Here is a 24,708-nt window from a genome sequence, read left to right on the forward strand (position 1 = left end):
CATGTCATCTCCGACGACGGGACGGGTGGGCGGAGGTCTGCTCGACCCCCGGCAACTGGTCAGGTCGCTCCCGGACGCGCTGACGAAGCTGAACCCGGCCACGCTGTGGCGCAACCCGGTGATGCTGATCGTGGAGGTCGGCGCGGTGTTCACCACCGTGCTGGCGATCATCGAGCCGTCGTTCTTCGCCTGGGCCATCGTGGTGTGGCTGTGGCTGACCGTGATCTTCGCCAACCTGGCCGAGGCGGTCGCCGAAGGGCGCGGCAAGGCGCAGGCCGCCACGCTGCGTGCGGCCAAGCGCGACACGACCGCCCGCCGCCTCAAGAGCCGCGCGTCCACCTCCGACTGGGACGTCGTCCCGGCCCCCGAGCTGCGGCCGGGCGAGCTCGTGATCGTCGAGGCGGGGGAGGTCATCCCGGGCGACGGCGACGTGATCGACGGCATCGCCAGCGTGGACGAGTCGGCCATCACCGGCGAGTCCGCCCCGGTGATCCGGGAGTCCGGCGGGGACCGGTCGGCGGTCACCGGTGGCACGAAGGTGCTGTCCGACCGGATCATCGTCCAGATCACCCAGAAGCCCGGCGAGAGCTTCATCGACCGGATGATCGCCCTGGTCGAGGGCGCGAGCCGGCAGAAGACCCCCAACGAGATCGCCCTGAACATCCTGCTGGCCGCCCTGACGATCATCTTCCTGGTCGCCACGGTCACCATGCAGCCGCTGGCCATCTACTCCAAGCTCATCAATCCGGGCGTGCCGGACTCCCCGGCCCTGAACGCGGACGGGGTCACCGGGGTCGTCCTGGTGTCGCTGCTGGTGTGCCTGATCCCGACCACCATCGGCGCGCTGCTGTCGGCCATCGGCATCGCCGGCATGGACCGCCTCGTGCAGCGCAACGTCCTGGCGATGTCGGGCCGGGCGGTGGAGGCCGCCGGTGACGTGTCCACGCTGCTGCTGGACAAGACCGGCACCATCACCCTGGGCAACCGGCAGGCGTCGGCGTTCGTGCCGGTGCCCGGGGTCAGTGAGGGGGAGCTGGCCGAGGCCGCGCAGCTGTCCAGCCTGGCCGACGCGACGCCCGAGGGCCGCTCGATCGTGGTGTTCGCCAAGGAGGCGTACGGGCTGCGCGAGCGGCAGGCGGGCGAGCTGGCGCGTGCCGAGTGGGTGCCGTTCACCGCGCAGACCCGCATGTCCGGAGTGGATCTCGACGGACGCGAAGTACGCAAGGGGGCGGCGACGGCGGTGATGAAATGGGTACGCGATCACGGTGGGCATCCCACCGACGAGGTCGGTCACATCGTGGACGGCATCTCCTCCTCCGGCGGCACCCCCCTCGTGGTGGCCGAGCGGGGCCGGGTGCTCGGCGTGATCCATCTCAAGGACGTGGTCAAGGCGGGCATGCGGGAGCGGTTCGACGAGATGCGCCGGATGGGCATCCGCACTGTCATGATCACCGGCGACAACCCGCTGACCGCCCAGGCCATCGCCAACGAGGCCGGGGTGGACGACTTCCTGGCCGAGGCCACCCCCGAGGACAAGCTGGCGCTGATCAGGAAGGAGCAGGAGGGCGGCCGGCTGGTCGCGATGACCGGCGACGGCACCAACGACGCCCCCGCGCTCGCCCAGTCCGACGTCGGCGTGGCGATGAACACCGGCACCTCGGCCGCCAAGGAGGCCGGGAACATGGTCGACCTGGACTCCAACCCGACCAAGCTCATCGAGATCGTCGAGATCGGCAAGCAACTCCTCATCACGAGAGGCGCGCTGACGACGTTCTCGATCGCCAACGACATCGCCAAGTATTTCGCGATCATCCCCGCGATGTTCGCGGCGGTCTATCCGGGCCTGGACGCGCTGAACATCATGCGCCTGTCGAGTCCGCAGTCGGCGGTCCTGTCCGCGGTGATCTTCAACGCGATCGTCATCGTGGCCCTGATCCCGCTGGCGCTGCGCGGCGTGCGCTACCGGCCCTCCAGCGCCGCCAAGCTGCTCTCCCGCAACCTCTACCTGTACGGCCTGGGCGGCATCGTCGCGCCGTTCATCGGCATCAAGCTCATCGACCTGCTGGTCCAGTTCCTTCCGGAGATGGGGTGAATGGACGGGATGCCCGGCTGGATCCGCCAGCACGTCGCCGCCGTCCGGGCGATCGTCGTGCTGACCGTGCTGCTCGGACTGGTCTACCCGCTGGTCGTCACCGGCGTCGCCCAGGTGCTGTTCCACGGCCGGGCCAACGGCTCGATGCTCGACGGCGGGCGTGGCGGCGCGCTGATCGGCCAGCGTTTCACCGGTGCCGACGGGAAACCGGTCAGAAAGTACTTCCAGTCCCGCCCGTCGGCCGGCGGCTACGATCCCCTCTCCACCGGTGGCAGCAACCTGGGTCCGGAGAGCGTGCTGGACACCCTGCCGCTGCCGGGTGCCAGAGGCAAGCGGTCGCTGCTCACCCAGGTCTGCGCCCGTTCCGAGGCGGTCGGCGAGTTGGAGGGCGTGAGCGGCGCCCGGCCGTACTGCACCTCCGACGGGGTGGGCGCGGTGCTGAAGGTCTTCCCCGACCGTGCCGTCAGCGTCAACCAGCCCTGCCCGACCGCCCCGTTCGTCGCCTCCTACCAGGGATTGCGGGTGGTGTGCGCGCGGCCGGGCGAGGACTACGCGGCCGGGCGCACGGTGCCGGTCCGGGGCGGGGCGGGAGTCCCGGCCGTACCCGCCGACGCGGTCACGGCCAGCGGCTCCGGGCTGGACCCGCACATCTCGGTCGCCTACGCCGATCTGCAGGCGCCCCGGGTGGCGCGGGAACGCGGGTTGTCGCCGGCTCGGGTGCGGGCGCTGATCGACGAGCACACCACCGGCCGGGCGCTGGGCTTCATGGGCGCGCCAGCGGTCAACGTGCTCGAACTCAACCTGGCGCTCGACCGCCCATGACTCGCCCCAGCGTCAGCGCGCTGATTCGGCCCGGGACTTGATCCAGCATCTGCCTGCGCATCGCCACGAAGTCGCTCAGGTCCATCGAGGCGAGGCAGGCGGTGCCGCGCAGGCCGGCCCGGGCGCGGATGCGCAACAATTCGCGGGTAAATCTGTTTTATGCGGATATGGCGGAAATGCCGCCCGTGCGAGGGTCAGATCTGGCTGGGCTTCCAGGCGGGAAGATCGTACGTTTCCGCGATGGGACGCCACGCCTCGGCGAACCGGCGCTTGGCCGTCTGCGCGGTCTCGGACCTGTCCAGGCCGCGCCGGTAGTCGCGGTCCTCGGTGATCTCTCCCGCGCAGTCCTCACTGACGTGCTGCCGTGCCCAGGTGAGGAACGCGGCGTCGGCGTCGTAGGAGGCGGACAGGGCGTCCACCAGGGCGTCCTTGAGCTCCGCGCCACCCGCCAGAGCGGTCACCGAGAGATCCTTGGCGGCGGCGAGCTGGTCGCGGCGGCTGGCGGTGATCTCCTGGATGGTGTCCACCCCGTCCGGCTCGCACCTGCTGGTGCTCGCGATGGCGAGGGAGAGGCTGGAACGGGCGGAGCTGCTGCTGGACAGCAGCTTGTTCATGTCCTGGGCCTGCCGGGCGGCGGCCGGCCCGGCCCGGTCCGGGGCCTCGTCGGTCTCCGGAGGGGTCTCGTTCGTTTCCGGGGCGGGGGATGCCGGGTCGGTGGTCGTACCAGGAGATTCCGCGTCGGTGGTCGGGTCGGGAGACGTCTCGTCCGTGACCGCGCCCGATGCGCCGTCGCCCTGCTGCGGGCCGGTGGTGGCGAGCACTGGTGCCTGGCCCTGCCGCGACTGGGCGGCCTCGTTCGCCGGGGCCGGGCGGACGGCGACGAACCACCAGGTGAGGGCGAGGGCGAAGGTGGCGGCGGCCAGACTGAAGAGCACCGATGGACGCCGCCAGGCCGGGGGGCGCGCCCGCAGCGTGGAGGGCTCCGGGTCCCAGCCGTCACCCGTCGCCGGTGAGGGTCCGGTGGGCGGGGGCGGCGCGGCCACGAAGGGCTCGAAGGTGGATGGCGCTCCGGCGCCGTAGGGCCTGGCGCGGGGCGGCGTTTCCCTGGGGTGAGGTGCCGCGGGAGGCGGCCACACCTGGGCGTATGGACGGCCCGTGGGGGAGTGCGGTCCTGCGGAGTGGGGCCCGTCGGCTGGCCGGGGGTTCGGGGGAGGAGCTGTGGGCGGGTGGGGGACGGGGGCCCGGCAGCGAGGACACTGGGGGAGGTTGCCGACGTGGGATCCGCAGCGCTCGCAGAGGCGGTTGGAGCCCGATCCGTGCACCAATGCACCCTCCCGGAAAAATCCAAGGATATTGGGACAAATCATCTATTTATGGACTCTCGGACAGCTCTTCGTTCTCCCTGCTGTGAACGAGACTATTTGCTGACAACCTACCTCTGACGTAATACTCGCCCATCGGTTCGGTTCGCACGTGAAAACGGTAGGAAAGAGTCAGGGCCCGCACCGCGGCACGGACCTGAGCCCGGCTCGGGATTCGCCGGACGGCCGGGACGGAGCCGCCCCGGCCGGAGGTGGCTGCTCGGGTTCGCGGACGGAGCCCCCCGGCCGGATCGGCGGCCGGGGCGGCGTGGTCAGCGGCCGAAGCAGATGGTGCTGCCCGCCTTGACCTGGTCCGGCTTGTACGTCACCCGGTCGATGAACGTGCCTCCGCGGTCCACCAGGATGATGGTGTCGCCCCGGTTGCCGAGCTGCACCTTCGCGTCCAGCGGCACCCGCAGGGTGGCCCCGCCTTCGATCGTGCCGGTCAGCGCCTTGCGGCCGCCGGCGGCGTCCGAGAGGGCCCAGCCCGTGAGGTCGATGCCGGTGGAGGTGACGTTCAGGAGGGTGACGGTTTCGTTGCCGCCGTCCGCACCCGACGGGTCCGGCAGGGCGGCGACGATCAGCAGGTCCCCGGCGGCGGCGAGCGGCGGCTGGGTGGGCGTGCCCGGCGAGGCCGGGTCGGGGCTGATGATGAACTCCTCCGGCCAGGTCGTGAGCTGGAGTTGCCGCCCGGCCCCCTTGACCACGTCGTGCAGGTTGCCCCGTTCGAGCCTGTCGATCAGGAACAGCTCGTCGTCCCGGTTGACCGCGTCGGCCCGCAGCCAGGCGTCGAAGCCGTCGAAGTCGGTGAACCCGGCCGCCAGGTACGGCACGATGCGCCGGAACAGTTTCGGCCAGATCACCAGTTGCTCGGCCGCGTCCAGGTCGGCGATCTCGGCCGGGCCGTCCGGGTCGGCGGTCGCGCGCGGCCAGATGCCGGTGGGCAGCGCCTTGGCCCTGGCCGCCTGCGACACCCCCGCCAGGTGCGTGCGCAACTCGGCGGGCAGCGTCGCGTAGAACGCCGGATAGACCAGCCCGGCCGCCATCAGCGTGGCGTTCACAGACGCGTCCACCAGTGGCGGGTCCAGGAACACCGTGGCCCCGTCGGGCCCCGTGTGGTCCCCGGCGTAGACGAACGCGATCAGCCGCCCGTTCGCGTCGATCCCGTTGGTGAGCACGTGGCCGCGGACGGAGTCCTGGTCGGCGGAGCGCACCTTGTTGGGGAGGTCGTCCCAGAAGCGTACGTTCGTGAAGCCGAGCAGCCGCAGCAGCTCGTCCCGCGCCGCGTTGGCTCCGGCCGGCTCCTGGTGGGTCTCCTCGAAGTGGGTCTCCAGCGCGTCCACGGCCTCCAGCCGTACGGAGATGCCGCGGTGGTTGATGTTCGGCGGCCGGCCGGAGCGCCGGGGCAGCCCCTCGACCAGGGCCGGAGAGTCGGGCAGGAACTTGACGGTGTCACCGTCGGGCTCGGGCCCCTGCCGGGGGAGATCCGGGTAGCGAATCACAAAAGTGCCGCGTAACAGCGTGTAACTCATTGAATTGCCCCCCATCTACGCGAAACAGCGTGAACTCAAGCCAGCGGAGCGTAACTCGCGTCGGGGGCATCGTCCATGTGTCGCGGCACATCACCGATAGACGGCGACGGCGGCCTCTCCGACCAGTGTGTCCACGACCGTGGTCACCTCTCCGATCGCGGGCGAGCCGTCCGCGGCGATCTGGCGCAGGCGGCCCACCAACCGGCTCGCCGGCTGGTCGAGATAGAGCTCCTTCTCCACCCGCAGCACCGCCACCAGCCCGCACAGCGCGGCGCACCGCGCGTCCGGCGGCTTCCATCCCTCGACCGCCGAGCGCACGCACGCCGAGGCCCGGACGACGGAGGCGATGTCGGCCGGGCGATAACGCGTGTACGGCAGCATGCCCAGGCGCCGCCCGCTCACCCGTACCAGCACGCCGGAGGTGACCAGGGCGTCGCGGACGCGCTCGTACATCCCGGCTGAGGCCCGCTTGATCAGGGTCCTGACGTCGACCGGGGCGCGCGCGAGGAGACCGGTCAGGCCGTCGGCGATCGTGTCGCCGGTACGGACGTGGCCACGGGCGGCGGCCCGGCCCTTCACGACGACCGCCTGGCCGCCGAGCGTCGCGTCCAGCAGCACGGCCCCGGTCAGTCCCAGCTCCATCGACGACTGGTGGATCAGCGGTTTGCCGGACTGGTCGTGGGCGATGAGGTACAGGTCGTGGTGGAGCGGCAGGGTCATGGGGGGTCCTTTGCTCGCTACACGCGTCGGGAGGGCATGCTCGGCCGGCGGCCCGTGGCGTACAGGCCGGTCAGCACCAGCGCGCCGAGGCCCAGCCAGATGAGGCCGGCCACCTGCGCCAGGAGGTTGGCGTTGATCACGACGAAGACCAGGACGCCCATCCCGATCAGCGGCGCGATCAGATGCGACCACATGTCGTCGGAGCCGAGCCGGAGCGAGTAGTGCACGATGACCGACGCGTGCAGCATCACGAACGCCACCATGGCCCCCATGTTGACCAGGCTCGTGAGCAGGTCCACGCCGTCGGCGCGGGTGGACGTCCAGAGCCCGGCCCCCACCGACAGCAGCGAGACCAGCACGATGGCGTTGGCCGGGACCGAGTGCCGGACCGACACCTTGGCCAGGAACGACGGCAACTGGCGGTCGCGCGCCATGGCGTAGAGCAGGCGAGACACGGCCACCTGGGCGACCAGGGTGTTGGCCAGTCCCCACGAGAGCGCGGTGGCGGTCGTGGTGACGTGCCTGAGCCACTCGCCGCCCGCGACGGCCGCGACGTCGTAGAACGCGGTGCCGCTGTCCTCGGCCAGCAGCCCGGCGGGGTCCGGCACGAGCAGGGCGGCCACCCAGACCTGCGCCACGAACAGCACCCCGGCCAGCACCAGCGCCACCCGCATGGCCCGGCCCACCTGGGCCGAGCCGCCGGTGGACTCCTCGACGAGCATGCTGATCCCGTCGAAGCCGAGGAACGACAGCACCGCCACGGAGACCGCGGCGAAGACGACCGGCCAGGAGAACGTCTCAGGATCGAACAGCGGAGTGAGGCTGAAGCCGCGTCCCTGGCCCTGCAGCAGCGCCCACCCGCCGACCCCGAGGAACGCCGCGAGCACGATCAGCTCGCCGGTGATCAACGCTCGGGTCAGCTTGACGGTCACCCTGATGCCACGCAGGTTGATCACCATGTTGATCAGTACGAACGCGACCAGCCAGGCCCAGACGGGCACCTGCGGCAGGCTGGAGTGCATGGCGAGGGACGCGACGAGGTACAGCAGGCTCGGGGCGAGAACGTAGTCCAGCAGGATCATCCATCCGGTCAGGAAGCCGACCGGCGGGGCGATGCCGCGCCCGGCGTAGTTGTAGACCGAACCCGACAGGGGGAACGCCTTGATCATCTGCGCGTAGGACGCGGCGGTGAAGAGCAGCACGACCATACCGACGAGGTAGGCCAGGACCGGCATGCCGCCGGAGCGGGAGTAGACGAGGCCGAAGATCGCGAAGGGCGCGATCGGCACCATGAGGACCAGACCGTAGGACACGAGGTCGGTGAGACCGACCCCGCGGCGTAACTCCTGCCGGTATCCGAACTGCTCGATGTTCTCTCGCGTGCGCACGACAGATCTCTCCAAGTCGCCATGCAGGTGCCGGGGGTTCGATGGGCGATCCTGCCGCAGCGCGCCCCCGCGTCGCAAGACCGGCCACACCCCTACCCGCACCTCCGACCGCCAAGGCGCCGCCCGGTCCCGCCCGGTCCCGCCGGGATGTCGCCCGGCGGGTCGCTGGGTCCCCGCCGATGGACCGCCCGATGGCGTGCCGCGAGGTGTCGCCCGGGTTCGCCGGGGCCTCGTCAGGTGGTGCCGGGGTCAGGGGAGGCGGGTTTGGAGGCCGTCGAGCACCCGCTGGAGGCCGTATTCGAAGGAGTCCTCGTTGGAGCGGGCCGGGTCGTCGCCCCGCTGCGCCGCGTACCGGGCGCGCAGCCTCGGATAGTCCTGGACGGCCCGCTCGGCGGCGGGCCACAGGCGTTCGGTCCACTCCCGCTGGCTGCCGCCGCTGCGGGCGATCATGGACAGCCAGGCGGCCTCGCTGGTCGAGACGCCGAGCACGTAGGCGACGAGCGTGCTCATCGCCTGGTCGGCCTCCGCGGGCGGGAACCCGGCCGCCTCGAAGAGACCGAGCAGGTGCTCGGAATGGCGCAGCGCGTTGGGCCCGAGGAAGGCCAGGCCCACCTCGGCGAGCTTGGCGGCGATCCAGGGATGGCGCAGGATGGTCGCGCGCAGGCCGCGGGCGACGTCGCCGGCCGACTCCCGCCAGCCGGCGGCGGCCGGGCCGGGCGGCGGCAACTCGCCGTAGATCGCGTCCACGGCCAGCTCGAACAGCTCGTCCTTGCTGGCCACGTGCCGGTAGAGCGAGGTGGCCCCGGCGTTGAGCCGGCTGCCCAGGCGGCGCATGCTCAGGGCCTCGGTGCCCTCCTCGTCGAGCAGCCGAACGGCCTCGGCCACGATGTGCTCCCGGCTCAGCGCCGGTTGCTCCCGCTCCCGGCGCGGTCGCGCCCACACCGAGGGGATCGGCTGCTCGTCTGCTGACATGCGGATCACCCTAGCGCACGGCGTACGCACCTGCGCACGCCGCACCTGGAATGCGCCGGGCACGTGCGGGTAGATGAAATCGGCTGGCTCAGGCCAGACGACCCCGAGTGTTTCTCCCGCCGCGGTGGCCGCCTCACTGCCTGGTGTGGGGGCGGCCCCCGGCCGCGGGCATGGTGGCCGCCGAGTTCCCCGGAACCCGTGCGGTCCCCGTGCCCCGCGTGCCCCCCGGAACCGAGCCTGCGCGGCGCGGCGTGCGGGGCGCGGCGGTGGATCCCCGGACCATCAGCGAGGCGGGGAGCAGGACGGAGCGGGCCGGGCGGTCCGGCTCGTCGATGCAGGCCAGGAGCATGCGCGCCGCCTCCGCCCCCAGCTCGTGGTGCGGCACCGCGACCGTCGTCAGCGGCGGGCGGAGCTTGTCCAGGAAGGGCATGTCGTTGAAACCGATGACGCTGACGTCGTCCGGGCAGGACAGGCCACGCTCGGCGAACACGTCGTAGCAGCCCAGCGCGATGAGGTCGTTCCCGGCCACGACCGCCGTGAAGTCGGTGGTCCGCGCCAGGAGCGCGCGCATGGCGGCGGCGCCGTCGGCCTCGCTCCAGTGGCCGCACTCCACCGTCAGGTCGCCGGGCAGGCCGAGATCGCGTACGGCGTGCCGGAAGGCCTGCGAGCGCACCCGGCCGGTGGAGGTGGACAGCGGCCCCGAAAGGTGGGCGATCCGGGTGTGGCCGAGGCCGGCCAGGTGGCGTACGGCCGCCGCCACGCCCGTGGCGTCATCGCCCGTGACCGCGGGGACGGACAGGTTCTCCACCTGGCGGTTGATCAGGACCATGGTGACGCCCTGCTCGTGGAGCCGCCGGAGCAGGGGGTGCTCCAGCTGGGCGGTGGCGATGATGAGGCCCTCGACCTGGCGGGAGCGCAGCGACTCGATCTTGGCGCGCTCGCGGTCCTCGTCGTTGTCGGTGTTGACGATCCACACGTTGTAGCCGTCCGACTCCAGCACGCTCTCCACGCCGCGCACGATCGGCGGGAACAGCGGGTTGGTGAGGTCGGGGATGACCAGGCCCACGGTGCTGGAGCGGGAGGTCTTCAGGCTGCGCGCGGCCGAGTTGGGCTGGTAGCCGAGGGCCTGCGCGGCCCGCATGACACGGCGCGCGGTCTCGGCGCTGATCTGCTGGCGGGTCTTGGGGTTCAGGGCGCGCGAGGCCGTGGCGGTGTGCACCCCGGCGGCCTCGGCGACGTCGCGCAGCGTCGGGGCCGGCAGCCGGTTGGGGTGGGTCATGGGCCGCGCTCTCCTCCTGGGTCGTCATCGGCCGCGCTCGCCTCCCGATCGAGGAGGCTGCTCGCCTCACGTGTCGAGGAGGCCGCGCGTGAGCAGGTCTCCGTCGGGGGCCGTACCGTAGCGCCGCCGCAGGTCTATGACCGTGGCGAGCGAGGGCGCGTCGGCGTGGCCGTCGGTGACGAGGCCCGCGTCGGGATCCGTCAACCGGTCAAGGTAGCGTGCCGCGGCGGCGCGCGGGAGGTTCAGCGCCGTCATGGCCTCCTCGACGACGACGTCGTCCGCCTCGCGCCGCAGGATCGCGCGGGCGGTCTCGCGCAGGTCGCCGGCCAGGGCCCGGACGGCCGGGTCGGCGCCCACCGAGCACACCACCGTCCCCAGGTACGGGCGCGGCACGCCGGCCAGCCGCACCGCCCCCGCGTCCTCCGCGCGCAGGTCGGACCCCGCGTTCAGCATGGTCGCCGCGCAGCGGCCGGTGAGCAGCGCGTCCAGGCGGCGTGGGGTGGAGCCGAGCGTGGCCAGCCCGTAGTCGCCGGGCCGCAGGCCGAGCCCGTCGAGCACGCCGTAGAGCGCGAACGCGAACCCCGAGTCGGGCACGTCCACGCCGACCAGCTCGCCCTTCAGGTCCGCCGCCGAGGTCACGCCGGGACGGGCGTACAGGGCCAGGCCGAGGCCGCGGTCCACGGCGGAGACGATCCGCACGTCGGCGGTCCTGCCGAGCGGGTTGTCCGGTACGAACCGGTAGGCGAGCACGTTGTCCGGGCTGGTCAGCGCGGCGTCGATGGCGCCGTCCAGCAGCGAGCGGAACTGGGCCGGCGACGACGGCACCGGCTCCTCGGCGACTTCGCACCCGAGCAGGCCGAGCCGGCGGCCGGTCCGCAGGACCACGGACGGGCTGAACGCCCCCACCACCAGACGTCGCGTCATCGCGGCCTCCCGCCTGCATTCGTTTGCGTCAGCCAAGATTGGCTCTTGACAGTAACTGCATTGAAACGGATGCTCCAAGCCAGCGCAATCGTTTGCGGGGAACGAGCGGCACGCGGCAGAGAGGCTCGTCGAAGGAGGGCTCATGACCGCACAACCCCCCAGACCACCCGCCCGACGTGTCCCAACCCTGACCATGACCCTGGCCCTGGTGGCCGCGCTGGCACTGGCGGCCTGCGGGCAGCGCCCGTCGGAGACCGCGGCGGGCCAGACCGCCAGGCCCATCGTCATCGGCGTCTCCCTCCCGCTGACCGGTGACTTCGCCCAGCCGGGCAGCGAGGCCAAGCGCGGTTACGAGATCTGGCGCGACATGGTGAACGCCAAGGGGGGTGTCCTGGGCCGGCAGGTCGAGCTCAAGATCGTCGATGACGCGAGCAGCCAGGACACCGTGGTAGCCGACTACACCAAGCTGATCACGCAGGACAGGGTGGACCTGCTGCTCGGCACGTTCTCCTCACTCCTGAACTACCCCGCCTCCGCCGTGGCCGAGAAGAACCGCATGGTGTTCGTGGAGCCGGCCGGCGGCGCGCCCGACATGTTCACCCGCGGCTTCAAATACCTGTTCTTCGCCCAGCCCGCCACCGCGCCGCGCCAGGCCGACGTGTTCGTGAACTGGGTCAAGTCCCTGCCGGCGGCCGAGCGGCCCAAGACGGCCGCGTACCCCAGCCAGGACGACCCCTTCGCGCACCCGGTGATCAAGTCGATGCAGGAGCAGCTCGAAGCCCTGGGCGTCGAAACCGTCTACAGCGAGCTCTACCCGGCCGACACCACGAACTTCCAGAGCGTGGCCGGCACCCTGGCCGGCAGGAAGCCCGACCTGGTCGCCCAGGGCGCGGTCTTCGAGGACGGCGTCGGGCTGGTACGCGCGCTCAAACAGCTCGGCTTCTCGCCCAGGATGCTCTTCCAGACCTCCGCGCCCAGCAACGCCGGCCAGTACAGCGAGGGCGTGGGCGTGGCCAACACCGAAGGCGTCTTCTACACGGTGAGCTGGAACGAGAAGGCGACCACGCCGCTCAACGCCGAGTTCGTGGCCGCGTACCGGAAGGCGTACGACGCCTCGCCCGCCGAGGACGCGGCGGACGCGTTCGCCGCCGCGCAGGTGCTGCAGGCCGCCGTCGAGGCGGTCGGCGCGATCGACCAGGACAAGCTCAGGGACTGGCTGCACGCCAACACCGTGCAGACCCTGCTCGGCCCGCTGAGCTGGGCGGCCAACGGCGAGCCGAAGGGCAGCTTCCTGCTGGCCCAGTGGCAGTCCGGCAAGGTCGAGGTGGTCGGCCCACCCGAGCTGGCGACGACCAGGACCGTGGTGAACCCCAAACCCGGCTGGAAGTGAGCGATGGCCCACCTCATCCAGGCGGTCGCGCTGGGCCTGCTGATCGGCGGGGTCTACGCCCTCATGGCCGCCGGGCTGACGCTGATCTTCGGCGTGATGCGGATCATCAACGTGGCGCAGGGCGCCTTCCTGGTGCTGGTGGCGATGGTGACCTGGTGGCTCTGGAACCGGACCGGGATCGACCCGATCGTGGCGTCGCTGGTGACCACGCCGATGATGTTCGGCTTCGGGTGGCTGACGTTCCGGCTGCTGATCGTGCGCCTCCGCGGGTCGTCGCCGTCGATGTCGGTGCTGCTGACGTTCGGGTTGGCGCTGGTCATCGAGGGGGTGCTGAACCTCACCGCGGGCAACAAGTTCAAGTCGGCCACCCCGCCGTACTTCGAGGAGTCCTTCCGGGTGGCCTCGATCTCGCTGCCGAAGGCGCAGGTGTTCGGGTTCCTGGCGGCGGCGGGGGTGCTGGGCGTCCTGTACCACGTGCTCAACCGGACGTGGACCGGGCGGGCGATCAGGGCGGCCACGCAGAACCCGGCCGGGGCGGCGCTGGTGGGGGTGAGCGCGGCGGGCACGGCGGCGCTGGCGTTCGCGATCGGCAGCGCCACGGCCGGGGTGGGCGGGTCCATCCTGTCGGTGCTGTATCCGTTCTTCCCCGCTTCGCACTACGAGTGGATCTCGCGGCTGCTCGGCATCGTCGTGCTCGGCGGGCTCGGCAGCCTGCCGGGCGCGGTGGCGGGCGCGGTCATCCTCGGGCTGGCCGAGACGCTGACCGCGACGTACGGCTCGCTGGGCTGGTCCACGCTGGTGTTCTACCTGGTGATCATGGCGGTGCTGCTGGTCAGGCCGCAGGGCCTGTTCGGGGCCCGGCTCAGGGAGGACGTCGCATGAAGCGCGCCCATCTGGTGGCGGCGGCCTGCCTGGTCGTGCTGCTGCTCTATCCTGTGGTCAACCCCTGGCAGCCCTACCCGCAGGGGGTGCTGCTGCTCGGGTTCCTGCTCGCCGTCCAGGCGACGAGCTGGAACATCATCTCCGGGTACGCCGGCTACATCTCCCTCGGGCACGGCATGTTCCTGGGGCTGGGGTCGTACACCGTGGGGATCCTGGCCGTGGAGCGGGGCGTCAACCCGCTGTGGGTGGCGCCGCTGGGCGGGGTGACCGCGACGGTGATCGCGCTGCTGCTCGGCACGGTCGTGCTCAGGACCCGCGGCCACGCGTTCGTCATCATCACGATCGCGATGCTGCTGGCCGCCCAGATCATCGCGGTGAACCTCCGGGGCCTCACACACGGCTCGGACGGGATCACGCTGGAGCTGCCGTTCTGGCACCGCGACTTCCAGAACATCCCCTTCTACTACGCCTTTCTGCTGCTGCTGGTGCTGACGGTGCTGTTCAGCGCGTGGATCAGGCGCACCAAGTTCGGCACCGGGCTGGTCGCGATCAGGGAGGACGAGGGCAAGGCGGCCTCCATCGGGGTGAACACCACCCGGTTCAAGGTCACGGCGTACGCGGCCAGCGCCTTCTTCATCGGGATGGCCGGCGGCGTCTACGCCTACTACCTGACCTTCATCAACCCCGTCGGCTCCTTCGCGATCCTCGGCAGCGTCACGATCGTGCTAGCGGCGCTGGCCGGCGGGCGCGGCACGCTCTACGGCCCCGTGCTCGGGGCCTTCATCGTCAACCTGGTCAGCGAGGCGGCCACGGTGTACGCCGGCGGCGTGCAGTCGCGGGTGCTGCTGTTCGGCGGCGCGCTCGTGCTCGTCGTGCTGTTCCTGCCCAAGGGCATCCTGCCGACCGCCGAGGCGTGGTGGCGCCGGCGGCATCCGGCGCCGGTGGAGTACATCGAGCAGCCCGCGGTGCGCGCCGTACGCGAGCGGGTGCCGCCCCCGGAGCCGGGCGAGGCGCTGCAGCCGGAGTCCGGCGAGGCGCTGCTGTCGATCCGCGGCGTGACCAAGCGCTTCGGCGGGCTCACCGCGGTCGACGGCGTCTCGCTGGACGTGCGCCGGGGCACGATCACGGCGCTGATCGGGCCCAACGGCTCCGGCAAGACCACGCTGTTCAACCTGGTCACCGGCGGGCTGCCGGCCGACTCCGGGGAGATCTGGCTCGACGGGCGGCGCATCGACGGGCTGCGGCCGTGGCGCCGCTGCCACCTCGGACTCGGCCGGTCGTACCAGGTGACCCGGCTGTTCAAGGAGATGACCGTGCGCGAGAACGTGGTCGCGCCGCTGGCCGACTCCCGCTGGCGCACCATGTGGTCCGACGCCGTACGTGGCCACGAGGCCGAACGCGCCCGCGAACTGCTCGACCTCGTCGGCCTCGGGCGCTTCGCCGAGCAGCGGGCGGGCGCGCTGTCGTACGGGCAGCAGAAGCTGGTCGAGCTGGCCCAGGTCCTCATGCTCGGACCCGAGCTGATCCTGCTCGACGAGCCCGCGGGCGGCGTGAACCCGAGCATGCTCGACCGCATCACCGAGGTGATCCGCGAGCTGAACGCGAACGGCGTCACCTTCCTCGTCGTCGAGCACAACATCCCGCTCGTGCTGGACCTGTGCGACCCGGTCGCCGTGCTCGCCGGCGGCCGGGTCATCGCCGAGGGCCCGCCGCGCGGCGTGCGCCGGGACCCGGCGGTGCTGGAGGCCTACCTCGGCCACGACTGGACTCCGGCGGTGAGATAGATGCTGCAGCTCAAGGCGGTCGTCGCGGGGTACGGCGGGGGCAGCGTGCTCCAGGGCGTCGACCTGGAGTGCGCCGAGCGCACGATCACCTGCGTGGTCGGCCCCAACGGCGCCGGCAAGTCCACCGTGCTCCGCGTCATCAGCGGCCTGCTCGCCCCGACCGGAGGCGAGATCCGGATGGACGGCGCGCCCATCGGCGGCCGCCCACCGGACGAGATCCTGCGCCGGGGCATCGCCCAGGTGCCGCAGTCGCACGCGCTGTTCCCCGCCATGTCCGTGCAGGAGAACGTGCTCATGGGCGGCTACCTGATCCGCAAGGACCGCAGGCTCCTGCGTGAGCGCCTCGACCAGGTCAAGCAGCGGCTGCCCATCGTCGCCGACCGCGCCCGCGACCACGCCGGCAACCTCAGCGGCGGCCAGCGGCGGATGGTCGAGATCGCCCGCTGCCTCATGCTCGACCCGCGGCTGATCCTGCTCGACGAGCCGTCGCTCGGCCTGGACCCGCGCGGGCTGGCCGGGGTCGCCGAGGTCATCCACGAGCTCAACCGGGCGGGCACCACCGTGCTGCTGGTCGAGCAGAACGTACGGCTCGGGCTGGGGCTGGCCACGCACGGCGTGGTCATGGAGGGCGGCAGGGTACGCCTCACCGGCACGGCCGCGGCAGTCCGGGACAACCCCGAGATCGCGTCGCTCTACCTGGGCGGCAGCCCGACTAAGGCAGGTGATTCACCTTGGACGAGCCCGTCGCACACCGGGGGCCTCGGTTCACCACCAACGGCGTGACCGCCTTCGACTCCGGCGCCCCGGCACCGTCCGTACACCGCCGACTGGCCGGCCCAGCGGCTTGCGAAAGGCGAAGCCCCATGACGTGGACAAGACAGCGGGCCGGCTGGACCGGCAGGGTGGCCAGGACCGGGGACTTCGCCATCCTGCTGGCCCCGCGGGCAGCCGCCGCGGGATTGAAACCGGAACCGGAGGCCGTACCGGTGGACGACGGGCTGAGCGCATGAACGGGCTGAACAGCGGGCCGCTGCCCGCCCCCGGCCACATGGGCGTCGACTACGAGCAGCGCGTCGACTTCGCCCGGCTCAGGGACCACCGGCTCAGCCGGGCCCGCGCCGCGCTGGAGTCCAGCGAGTGCGGGGCGTTCCTGCTGTTCGACTTCTACAACATCAGGTACGTCACCCAAACCTGGATCGGCGGCGCCCTCGGCGACAAGATGACCAGGTACGCCCTGCTCACCCGGGGCGGCCCCGCGCGCCTGTGGGACTTCGGCTCGGCCGCCCGCCACCACCGCCTCTACAGCCCGTGGCTGGACCCGGCCGACTGCCACGCGGGCATGCTGGGCCTGCGCGGCGCCATCGCGCCCACGGCCGGGCTGATGGCCGACGCGGTCCGCCAGATCAAGGGGATGCTGGCGGACGCGGGCCTGGCCGACGCCCCGGTGGGCGTGGACATCGTCGAGCCGCCGTTCCTGTTCGAGATGCGGCGGCAGGGATTGAGGGTGGTGGACGCGCAGCAGCTCATGCTGGACGCCCGGCAGATCAAGTCGTCCGACGAGATCATGCTGCTCACGCAGGCCGCGGCCATGGTGGACGGCGTCTACCAGGACATCGTGGAGGCGCTCAAACCGGGCATCCGGGAGAACGAGATCGTGGCGCTGGCCAACAAGCGCCTCTACGAGATGGGCTCCGACCAGGTCGAGGCGATCAACGCGGTCAGCGGGGAGCGCTGCAACCCGCATCCGCACAACTTCTCCGACCGCCTGATCCGGCCCGGTGACCAGGCGTTCTTCGACATCATCCACTCCTTCAACGGCTACCGGACGTGCTACTACCGCACGTTCAGCGTGGGCAGCGCGACCGCCGCGCAGCGGGAGGCGTACGTCAAGGCCCGCGAGTGGATGGACGCGTCCATCTCCATGATCAAGCCCGGCGTGCGCACCGACCAGGTGGCGGCGGTGTGGCCGGAGGCCACCTCGTTCGGGTTCGAGAACGAGATGGCGGCCTTCGGGCTGCAGTTCGGGCACGGGCTGGGGCTCGGGCTGCACGAACGGCCGATCATCTCGCGGCTCAACAGCATGCGGGAGCCGATCGAGCTGCAGGCCGGGATGGTGTTCGCGCTGGAGACGTACTGTCCGGCGAGCGACGGGTTCTCCGCCGCCAGGATCGAGGAGGAGGTCGTGGTCACTCCGGACGGGTGCCGGGTGCTGACGCTGTTCCCGGCCCAGGACCTGGTGGTGGCCAACGCCTACTGAGGGTGCCGCGCCGCTCGGCCGTGCTCAGGCAACACACCGCTGGACGGGGCTTGTGGAGAGCCCGGTGCCGGGACGACTGGCACGCCGGGTTCGGAAGGCGAGCCGGAGAAACCGCTGGTGTAAACACCAACTGGGCGCTCTGGTCCGACCTCACCTGATCTTCAATGACTGCCGGGATCCCAAGTGACGGTCTCCAGATCGCCCAGGTCGTCCACGGCCACGCGGTCCTCGCGGGCCAGAGCCTGGATCATGGTCGCGGCCTCGTCGCGCGTGACGTACCGGCCTCGGGAACGATGATGCGCGGGCTGCCCTGAAGGGCTGGTAAGGAGTTTGGTACCTGGAGTATGGTCGCTTGTATGGCAAGCAAGAAGGTAACGGTGACGATTCCCGAGGAACTCCTTGACGAGATCCGCGCGGATGCGGCAGAGCGGGGGCTCTCGGCGTACGTCGCCGAGGCTTTGCGCTTCAAGCGTGACCGGGACCGGTTGCTGGAGCTGGTGAACTGGTTGGAGGAGGAATACGGTCCAGTCACCGACGACGAGCGCGCGGCAGCAATGGAGGAGGTGGACGAACTCGATGCCGAGCACGAGCGCCGTCGCGCCGGCGGAACACGCAACAACGCAGGAGAGGCTGCGTGAGCAAGCGAAGCGGTGAGCACAGGCAACCGCCGCTGCGAATCTTTGTGCTCGATTGCCAAGCCTTGTCCCTGGCCGTGCGGGGCGACCGGAAGATGATCGCTTGGCTCGACCTTGCGGCCCGAGGCCAGGCGGACGTAGTGACGTCTCCCATGACGGTGGTCGAGGCGCACGACGGCAGAATTACCGACCAACGCTGGGACTGGGTCCTCGCCCGCCTCAACGTCCCCAATATCGGGAAGGATGAGGCCCGCCAGGCTCGCCGGCTCCTGGCTGACGCCAAACTACATGGCCACAAGTACGCAATCGACGCGGTCCTCGCCGTCATCGCAGGGCGACAGAAGGGGCAGGTCACCGTCCTTACCTCCGACGTAGACGACTTGGAGAAGCTCGTCCCGGACACGATCGTCGTCAAGAAGGTGTGACCTCCTATGCCCGTGCGTGCTCGCCTTTAGGAGACTGGGCGCTTGCGCAAGGTGCCTATTCGATGGCCTTCATCACGGCATCTCGGGTCAGGGGGAGGTCGCGGACGCGGATGCCGATCGCACTCGCCAGCGCGTTGGCGATGGCCGCGGCCACCGGGCCCTGGGCCGCCTCGCCCGCCCCCACGGAGGGCGTGCCCGGGTGTTCGACGAGCTCGACCGCCACCTCGGGTGTCTCGCTGAAGCGCAGGATCGGATAGCTCTCCCAGTCGCCGCTGGTGATCCGGCGCCGGTCGAACCGCACCCGCTCCTTCAGCGTCCAGCTCGCCGCCTGGGTGGCGCCGCCCTCGATCTGGTTGCGCACTCCGTCGGGGTTGACGACCCGGCCGACGTCCACGGCGATGGTCAGGCGGCGCACCCGTACGTCGTGCTCGGCCTCCACCTCGGCCACGACCGCGCAGTAGGCGCCGTTGCCCTTGTACCGGGCGAACCCGAGCCCGAGGCCGGGCCGCCCCCATCCGGCCGCATCGGCGGCCCGCCGCAGCACCTCGCGCCCGCGCGGGTCACTCAGGCGGTCCAGCCGGTACGCCAGCGGGTCCCGCCCGGCGGCCAGGGCCAGCTCGTCCATGAACGACTCGATGGCGAAGACGTTCATGAACGCCCCCAGCGAGCGCAGCGCCGACGACCGGATGGGCGTCTCCAGCAGGCGGTGACCGGTGACCTCGACCCGGGGGAAGTCGTAGATCGGCACCGCGTTGCGGGCCATGCCCGACCCAGCCGCCGGAGCCGGGTCGGCGGCGGGGGGATGCTCCCAGGGCTGCTCCAGGTGGGCGGCGGCGAGCAGCCCGGGAACGCCTCCCGCGTAGCCGGGGCGGCTCGTGTGCCCCTGGCTCCAGATGTCGTACGTCCAGGCCGCCACCCCGCCCGCCGCCTCCACCTCCGCCGCCACGTCCACCGACATGGCCGACCCGAACGGCGCCCAGGTCAGCTCGTCGTGCCTGCTCCACCGGACCTGCACCGGGCGGCCGGGGACCGCGCGGGCCAGCAGGGCGGCGTCCAGGGCCACGTCGTCGGCGGCGTTGTGGCCGTAGCAGCCCGCGCCCTCGACGTGGCGCACCTCGATCCGGTCCGCCGCCAGGCCGAGGACCCGGGCGAGCGCGGCCCGCAGCGGGTAGACGCCCTGGGTGTGGCTCCAGACGTCCAGGCTGCCGTCGGCGTTCCAGCGGGCGGCGGCGCAGCTCGGCGCGATGGAGGCATGGGCGATGAACGGCCTGCTGTAGGTGGCCCGGTGGATGGTCCTCCCGGCGGCCCCGCGGGCGGTCTCGCGGGCGGTCTCGTGGGCGGCCGCGTGCCCGGTGGTGGGGTCAGTCCGGCCCTCGGTCTGTGGGGTGGGGGCGTCGGGGGCGGGGTGCACCCTGAGGGCCTCGTGCGGGCCCTTGCGCAGATAGCCGTGCAGGTCGTGCTCGTCGGGGAGGGTGTCGTGCTCCTCCCACGCGGCGGCCCGGCGCAGCCGGGCGAGCGCCTGGTCGGCCTCCGGTTCGGTCTTGGCCAGCACCCCCAGGAACGAGCCGTCGCGCACCACGTGCAGGCCCTCGTGCGGGGCCAGGTCGGTGAGCCGGGCGGCGGGGGAGGGCGGGCGCAGGATCCGGCCGTAGAGCTGGCCGGGCAGGCGCAGGTCGTGCACGAAACGCGGCCGCCCGGCCACCTTGTCGGGCAGATCCAGCCGCGGGACGCTGACCCCCACGAACACGGGCGACTCCGCGGTCTGGCCGGTTGCGGGGGCCGCCGTCGGCACCCCGGTCTGGCCTGTGGCGGGTCCTGGGGCAGCAAGCCCGGCCTGGGTTTCGGGGTCGGGGGCGGCGGTGAGCACCGCCCTGGCCAGGTCGGCGTAGGTCGTGGTCTGGTCGCCGCAGCGGAACTCGCCGCGCCGTACCGTCACCTCGGCGGGGGAGACGTCCCAGCGGCGGGCGGCCTCGGCGACGAAGGCGGCGCGTACGCGGGCGCAGGTCTCGCGCAGCGCCGGCCCCGAGCGGGCGATCGACATGCTCCCCGCCGTGATCCCCTCGTCAGGCCCCTCACCGGTGTGCGCGGGCAACATCCGGACCTGCGCCAGGTCGGCGCCCAGCGCGTCCGCGGCGATCTGGGCGAGCGCGGTGATCACGCCCTGCCCGAGCTCCACCTTCCCGGCCCGCACCGAGATGACCCCGTCCGGTTCCACCGACACGCTCATCGCCACGTCCCTCCCCACACCCTCGTCCCACGGTGCCGCTCCGCGCGGGCGTTCATCCGGCGTCCTTTTCGGCGGCTGCCCCGCTGCGGTCTTTCGCCCGCGAGCCGATCAGACGGGATCCGGCACGGGTGCTCACTCGGCGGCCCTCAGGACGGCGCGGACGATGCGGCGGTGGACGCCGCAGCGGCACAGGTTGCGGTCGAGGGCCGCCACCACGGCCTCCTCGCTCGGCCGGGGTTCGTCGGCCAGCAGGGCGGCGGCGCTGACCATCATCCCGGACAGGCAGTAGCCGCACTGGCCCGCCTGCTCCGCCAGGATCGCCCGCTGCACCGGGTGCGCCTCGTCGCCGGGAGCCAGCCCCTCGACGGTCACCACCGCGCCGCCGGCGGCGGCCGACAGGGGGGTGTCGCAGGCGGCCGCCACGCGCCCGTCCAGCAGCACGAAGCAGGCCCCGCACATCCCCTCGCCGCATCCGAACCGGGTCCCGGCCAGCCCCAGCTCCCCGCGCAGCGCGTCCAGGAGCGGGGCCTGCGGGTCGGTCGTGACCTCGACAGGGGTGCCGTTGACGGTCAGCCGCGTCACCGCCGCACCCCCTCCTCCGCGTAGACCTCGGGATGCTGGGACAGCTCCACCCGGGTGCGCCGGATGTGGCCGGTCAGGTGGCGCTCGGCGTCCACGACGTCACGCCGCTCGATGGCGTCCAGCAGCAGCCGGTGCTCGGCGTTGACCACCCAGCGCCGGGCGGGCCCCGTCAGGCGCATGAAGGCCCGCCGGTAGTGCTGGGTCGTGTTCCACAACCGGACGACCATCGAGGAGAGCTCGTCGATCGCGCAGCCGGTGTAGCTCAACAGGTGGAACTCCCGGTCGAGGGCGAGGAACTCGCCGATGTCGGTGTTGGCCTCGATCTTGTCCTGGATCAGCCCCAGGCGCTGGTGGTCGGCGCCCGTGAGATGCGGGATGCTCTCGGCCAGGGCCAGGGGTTCGAGCCGCTCGCGCATCTGGTAGATCACGTCCACCTGGTGCATGCCCAGCCGGGGCACGCGGGCGCCCCGGCGCGGGTGGTGCTCCGTGAGGCCCTCGGCCGCCAGCATGCGCAGCGCCTCGCGCACCGGCAGGCGGCTGGCGCCGAGGCGCTCGGCCAGCTCCTCCTGCCTGATCCGCTCCCCGGGCGCGATCGCGCCGCTCAGGATGGCCGCGCGCAGGTGCGCCGCCACCCGCTCGCTCTCAGGCGCCCGCACGGTCGAACGCCTTGCCGTCCGGGTACGACACCAGCTCGAACTGCATCCCCCACGGGGCCACGAAGTAGACCCAGCGCTGCCCCTCGCTCGGCCCCCTGCTGGCCGTCGGCTCCCCGAGCACTTCGACACCCCGCTCGCGCAGGTAGGCCACGGCGGTGTCGAGGTCGTCCACATAGAGAGCCACGTGGTGGCCGCCGATGTCGCTGTTGCGCGGCAGTTCGGTGTCCTGGTCGGGCGCGGCGTACTGGAACACCTCGAAGACGGCCTGCCCGCCGCACCGGAAGAAGTGCAGTTGCTCCATCACCGCCCGCGGGTGCACGTTGAGGTGCTCCTTCATCCACGGGCTGTCGTCGTGCCGGAACGGGCCGAGGGAGTACATGTACTCGCAGCCGAGCACGTCGACCAGGAACGTCCTGGCCTCCGCCAGATCGGGCACCGTGAAGCCGATGTGGTCCAGCCGGCTCAACCCCGGGAGTCCGCTCATGCCGTCCCTTCCCCTTGGATCCAAAACACGCTACTCCACTGTCAGTGGCTCGGACAGGGGTGTCTTTTGGATCCATTACATGTAAGGCTGAGGGATGCCTCAGCATCACCGGCTCGAAGCGAGGGTGCCCTGGGTCGAGGTCGTCGCCACGGAAGAGGACTGGGACGCGGCCGACCCGCTACTGCTGACGAGCATGCTCGGCCAGCTTCTGCTGATCAGGGCGTTCGAGGAACACGTGCTCGACCTCGCCAGGTCCGGCCTGGTGCACGGCCCGGCCCACTCCAGCATCGGGCAGGAGGGCGGCGCCGTCGGTTCGATCCTGCCGCTGACGAGCGCGGACACGGTCAACGGCTCGCACCGGGGGCACCACCAGTTCCTGGCCAAGGCGCTGGCGTACGTGGAGCCCAAGGGCATCGACCCCACCAGGGACTTCTCGCCCGAGGTGGGCGAGGTGCTGCTGCGTACGCTCGCCGAGATCTGCGGCCTGGACCGGGGCTTCAGCCACGGTCGCGGCGGGTCCATGCACCTGCGCTGGAAGGAGGCGGGCGCCATCGGCACGAACGCGATCGTGGGCGGCGGCGTGCCGTTCGCGGCCGGGTCGGCGTGGGCGCACCGGCAGGCGGGCACGGGAGCGGTGGCGGTGACGTACTTCGGGGATGGCGCCGCCAACATCGGCTCCACCCTGGAGACCCTCAACCTGGCCGCCGCCTGGCGGCTGCCGCTCTGCTTCTTCGTCGAGAACAACCGCTACGCCGTCTCCACCGGCGTCGAGGAGGTCACCGCCGAGTCCCGGCTGTCGGCCCGCGGGCCCGGCTTCGGTGTCGCGAGCTGGAAGGTGGACGGCATGGACGTGCTGGCCGTGCACCTGGCCATGCGCGAGGTGTTGCGGCACATGAGGGCGGGTGAGGGGCCCGCTGTCATCGAGGCGGACGTCTACCGATATTTCCACCAGAACGGCCCCTTCCCCGGCAGCGCGTTCGGCTACCGCACCAGGGAGGAGGAGCAGGAGTGGCGCGCCCGCGACCCCATCGAGCAGCTCTCCGGTCACCTGGTGCGCCGCGGCCTGCTCGCCCGGCCGGACATCGACGCCGCCGTGGCCCGGGCCGCGCGGCTCATGACCGGCATCGGCGACGTCCTGCTCGAACCGCTGCCCGGCGGCAAGCCGGGACAGCGCAGGATCAGGCCCGCGGAGTGGCCCGACCCGGGCTACGCGCACGTGGGCGTGCGTGGCGACCTGGGGGAGTTCGCGGGGGCGCGACTGGCCGACCGGGACACGTTCACGGGGGAGCTGGCCGAGCAGAAGTTCATCGACGCCGTGGCCGGGGTGATGGCGCGGCGGATGCGTACCGACCCATCGATCGTCGTGCTGGGCGAGGACGTGCACCGGCTGAACGGCGGCACCAACGGCGCCACCCGCGGCCTCAAGGAGGCCTTCCCCGACCGCGTCCTCGGCACCCCGATCAGCGAGAACGCCTTCACCGGCCTGGCCGGCGGCATCGCCTCCGACGGGCGGCACCGGCCGGTGGCCGAGCTCATGTACGCCGACTTCATGTGGGTCGCGGCCGACCAGCTCTTCAACCAGATCGCCAAGGCCAGGCACATGTACGGGGGCACGGACGCCATGCCGCTCGTGCTGCGCAGCAAGGTCGCCATGGGCGCCGGCTACGGCTCCCAGCACTCCATGGACCCCGCCGGCATCTTCGCCACCGCGCCGGGCTGGCGCGTCGTCGCCCCGACCACCCCGTTCGACTACGTGGGGCTGATGAACAGCGCTCTGCGCTGCGAGGACCCGGTCGTGGTGCTGGAACACGTGGACCTGTACGCCTCGACGGGTGAGGGACCGGTGGACGACCTGGACTACTGCATCCCCGTCGGCCGGGCCGCCGTCCGGCGCGCGGGCTCGCGGCTCACCGTCCTGACGTACCTGGCCATGACCTCGTACGTGCTGCGGGCCGTCGAGTCTCTCGGCCTGGACGCGGAAGTGATCGATCTCCGCTGGCTCGACCGGGCCAGCCTCGACTGGGACACCATCGGAGCCAGCGTGCGCAAGACCAACAACGTGCTGATCGCCGAGCAGGGGCCGGTGGGGACGTCCTACGGCGGGTGGCTGGCGGACGAGATCCAGCGGCGCCTGTTCGACTGGCTGGACCAGCCGGTGCAGCGGGTGACCGGGGGTGAGGCGTCGCCCAGCATCAGCAAGGTGCTGGAGCGGGCGGCCATCGCCATGGAGGACGAGGTGGCGGCCAAGCTCGCCGAGATGGCGGCGTCCTGTTGACCACGCTGCGGTGCATTGCCG

General features: G+C 71.7%; 22 protein-coding genes and 1 pseudogene. 11 read left to right on the forward strand and 12 right to left on the reverse strand.

The features are described 5' to 3' along the window. Nucleotide 1 precedes the first annotated feature (1 nt). On the forward strand, nt 2-2,092 hold the full coding sequence (gene kdpB / locus ABGB18_RS06870; protein ID WP_347694507.1) for a potassium-transporting ATPase subunit KdpB: 2,091 nt from the start codon (nt 2-4) through the stop codon (nt 2,090-2,092). Next, nucleotides 2,093-2,914, forward strand: a complete 822-nt coding sequence (locus tag ABGB18_RS06875) for a potassium-transporting ATPase subunit C (protein ID WP_347694508.1) — start codon at nt 2,093-2,095, stop codon at nt 2,912-2,914. A 194-nt stretch (nt 2,915-3,108) separates the two neighbouring features. On the opposite strand, the gene ABGB18_RS06880 is transcribed toward ABGB18_RS06875, so the two are convergent. The 7 genes from ABGB18_RS06880 to ABGB18_RS06910 all read right to left on the reverse strand — a co-directional run bounded on the left by ABGB18_RS06880 (nt 3,109) and on the right by ABGB18_RS06910 (nt 11,090). Further along, a complete protein-coding gene (locus tag ABGB18_RS06880; RefSeq protein ID WP_347694509.1) occupies nt 3,109-3,849 on the reverse strand; it encodes a hypothetical protein in 741 nt (246 codons plus the stop codon). Nucleotides 3,850-4,547: 698 nt separating this feature from the next. After that, nucleotides 4,548-5,807, reverse strand: coding sequence for a lamin tail domain-containing protein (locus ABGB18_RS06885; protein ID WP_347694510.1), 1,260 nt, complete (start codon nt 5,805-5,807; stop codon nt 4,548-4,550). Nucleotides 5,808-5,897: 90 nt separating this feature from the next. Next, entirely contained in the window at nt 5,898-6,527 is a 630-nt protein-coding gene (locus tag ABGB18_RS06890; protein ID WP_347694511.1) for a GPP34 family phosphoprotein, read from the reverse strand. Between the two features lie 17 nt (nt 6,528-6,544). Further along, nucleotides 6,545-7,915, reverse strand: coding sequence for an APC family permease (locus ABGB18_RS06895; protein ID WP_347694512.1), 1,371 nt, complete (start codon nt 7,913-7,915; stop codon nt 6,545-6,547). 249 nt (nt 7,916-8,164) lie between these two features. Continuing rightward, a complete protein-coding gene (locus tag ABGB18_RS06900) occupies nt 8,165-8,887 on the reverse strand; it encodes a TetR/AcrR family transcriptional regulator (RefSeq protein WP_347694513.1) in 723 nt (240 codons plus the stop codon). A 133-nt stretch (nt 8,888-9,020) separates the two neighbouring features. Further along, nucleotides 9,021-10,166, reverse strand: a complete 1,146-nt coding sequence (locus tag ABGB18_RS06905) for a LacI family DNA-binding transcriptional regulator (protein ID WP_347694514.1) — start codon at nt 10,164-10,166, stop codon at nt 9,021-9,023. A 66-nt stretch (nt 10,167-10,232) separates the two neighbouring features. Beyond that, the gene (locus tag ABGB18_RS06910) at nt 10,233-11,090 is read right to left on the reverse strand and encodes a hypothetical protein (protein WP_347694515.1); all 858 of its coding nucleotides are present in this window, start codon (nt 11,088-11,090) and stop codon (nt 10,233-10,235) included. Nucleotides 11,091-11,232: 142 nt separating this feature from the next. On the opposite strand from ABGB18_RS06910, the gene ABGB18_RS06915 reads away from it, so the two are divergent. The 8 genes from ABGB18_RS06915 to ABGB18_RS06950 all read left to right on the forward strand — a co-directional run bounded on the left by ABGB18_RS06915 (nt 11,233) and on the right by ABGB18_RS06950 (nt 18,463). After that, complete coding sequence (locus ABGB18_RS06915; RefSeq protein ID WP_347694516.1) at nt 11,233-12,480, forward strand: amino acid ABC transporter substrate-binding protein; 1,248 nt, start codon at nt 11,233-11,235, stop codon at nt 12,478-12,480. Between the two features lie 3 nt (nt 12,481-12,483). Next, complete coding sequence (locus ABGB18_RS06920; RefSeq protein ID WP_347694517.1) at nt 12,484-13,362, forward strand: branched-chain amino acid ABC transporter permease; 879 nt, start codon at nt 12,484-12,486, stop codon at nt 13,360-13,362. Further along, a complete protein-coding gene (locus ABGB18_RS06925) occupies nt 13,359-15,146 on the forward strand; it encodes a branched-chain amino acid ABC transporter ATP-binding protein/permease (RefSeq protein ID WP_347694518.1) in 1,788 nt (595 codons plus the stop codon). The genes ABGB18_RS06920 and ABGB18_RS06925 overlap by 4 nt, the downstream gene beginning before the upstream one ends. Then, the gene (locus ABGB18_RS06930; RefSeq protein WP_347694519.1) at nt 15,147-15,929 is read left to right on the forward strand and encodes an ABC transporter ATP-binding protein; all 783 of its coding nucleotides are present in this window, start codon (nt 15,147-15,149) and stop codon (nt 15,927-15,929) included. A gap of 80 nt (nt 15,930-16,009) precedes the next feature. Further along, nucleotides 16,010-16,156 carry a hypothetical protein gene (locus tag ABGB18_RS06935; protein WP_347694520.1) on the forward strand — a complete coding sequence of 49 codons (147 nt, stop codon included), beginning with the start codon at nt 16,010-16,012 and terminating at the stop codon, nt 16,154-16,156. Continuing rightward, the gene (locus ABGB18_RS06940) at nt 16,153-17,403 is read left to right on the forward strand and encodes a Xaa-Pro peptidase family protein (RefSeq protein ID WP_347694521.1); all 1,251 of its coding nucleotides are present in this window, start codon (nt 16,153-16,155) and stop codon (nt 17,401-17,403) included. Before ABGB18_RS06935 ends, ABGB18_RS06940 begins: the two co-directional genes overlap by 4 nt. A gap of 356 nt (nt 17,404-17,759) precedes the next feature. Further along, complete coding sequence (locus ABGB18_RS06945; RefSeq protein ID WP_347694522.1) at nt 17,760-18,041, forward strand: CopG family transcriptional regulator; 282 nt, start codon at nt 17,760-17,762, stop codon at nt 18,039-18,041. After that, nucleotides 18,038-18,463: a hypothetical protein gene (locus ABGB18_RS06950; RefSeq protein ID WP_347694523.1), complete on the forward strand. Its 426-nt coding sequence runs from the start codon at nt 18,038-18,040 to the stop codon at nt 18,461-18,463. Before ABGB18_RS06945 ends, ABGB18_RS06950 begins: the two co-directional genes overlap by 4 nt. A 55-nt stretch (nt 18,464-18,518) precedes the next feature. Here ABGB18_RS06950 and ABGB18_RS06955 read toward each other — a convergent pair whose 3' ends face one another. The 5 genes and pseudogenes from ABGB18_RS06955 to ABGB18_RS06975 form a co-directional block, all read right to left on the reverse strand. Continuing rightward, a complete protein-coding gene (locus tag ABGB18_RS06955; RefSeq protein WP_347694884.1) occupies nt 18,519-20,330 on the reverse strand; it encodes a molybdopterin cofactor-binding domain-containing protein in 1,812 nt (603 codons plus the stop codon). Next, nucleotides 20,322-20,714, reverse strand: a pseudogene (locus ABGB18_RS06960) (molybdopterin cofactor-binding domain-containing protein); the annotation flags it as partial. The gene ABGB18_RS06955 and the pseudogene ABGB18_RS06960, both read right to left, overlap by 9 nt. A 108-nt stretch (nt 20,715-20,822) precedes the next feature. Further along, nucleotides 20,823-21,272 (reverse strand): (2Fe-2S)-binding protein, encoded by a 450-nt coding sequence (locus ABGB18_RS06965; RefSeq protein WP_347694524.1) that lies wholly within the window; start codon nt 21,270-21,272, stop codon nt 20,823-20,825. Further along, nucleotides 21,269-21,928 carry a GntR family transcriptional regulator gene (locus ABGB18_RS06970; protein WP_347694525.1) on the reverse strand — a complete coding sequence of 220 codons (660 nt, stop codon included), beginning with the start codon at nt 21,926-21,928 and terminating at the stop codon, nt 21,269-21,271. The genes ABGB18_RS06965 and ABGB18_RS06970 overlap by 4 nt, the downstream gene beginning before the upstream one ends. Continuing rightward, the gene (locus ABGB18_RS06975) at nt 21,915-22,412 is read right to left on the reverse strand and encodes a VOC family protein (RefSeq protein WP_347694526.1); all 498 of its coding nucleotides are present in this window, start codon (nt 22,410-22,412) and stop codon (nt 21,915-21,917) included. Before ABGB18_RS06975 ends, ABGB18_RS06970 begins: the two co-directional genes overlap by 14 nt. Nucleotides 22,413-22,506: 94 nt before the next feature. Between ABGB18_RS06975 and ABGB18_RS06980 the strand changes: the two genes are divergently transcribed. Beyond that, entirely contained in the window at nt 22,507-24,687 is a 2,181-nt protein-coding gene (locus ABGB18_RS06980; RefSeq protein WP_347694527.1) for a thiamine pyrophosphate-dependent enzyme, read from the forward strand. Nucleotides 24,688-24,708 lie beyond the last annotated feature (21 nt).

It is taken from the genome of Nonomuraea sp. B12E4 (assembly GCF_039871825.1).
Lineage (GTDB): Bacteria > Actinomycetota > Actinomycetes > Streptosporangiales > Streptosporangiaceae > Nonomuraea.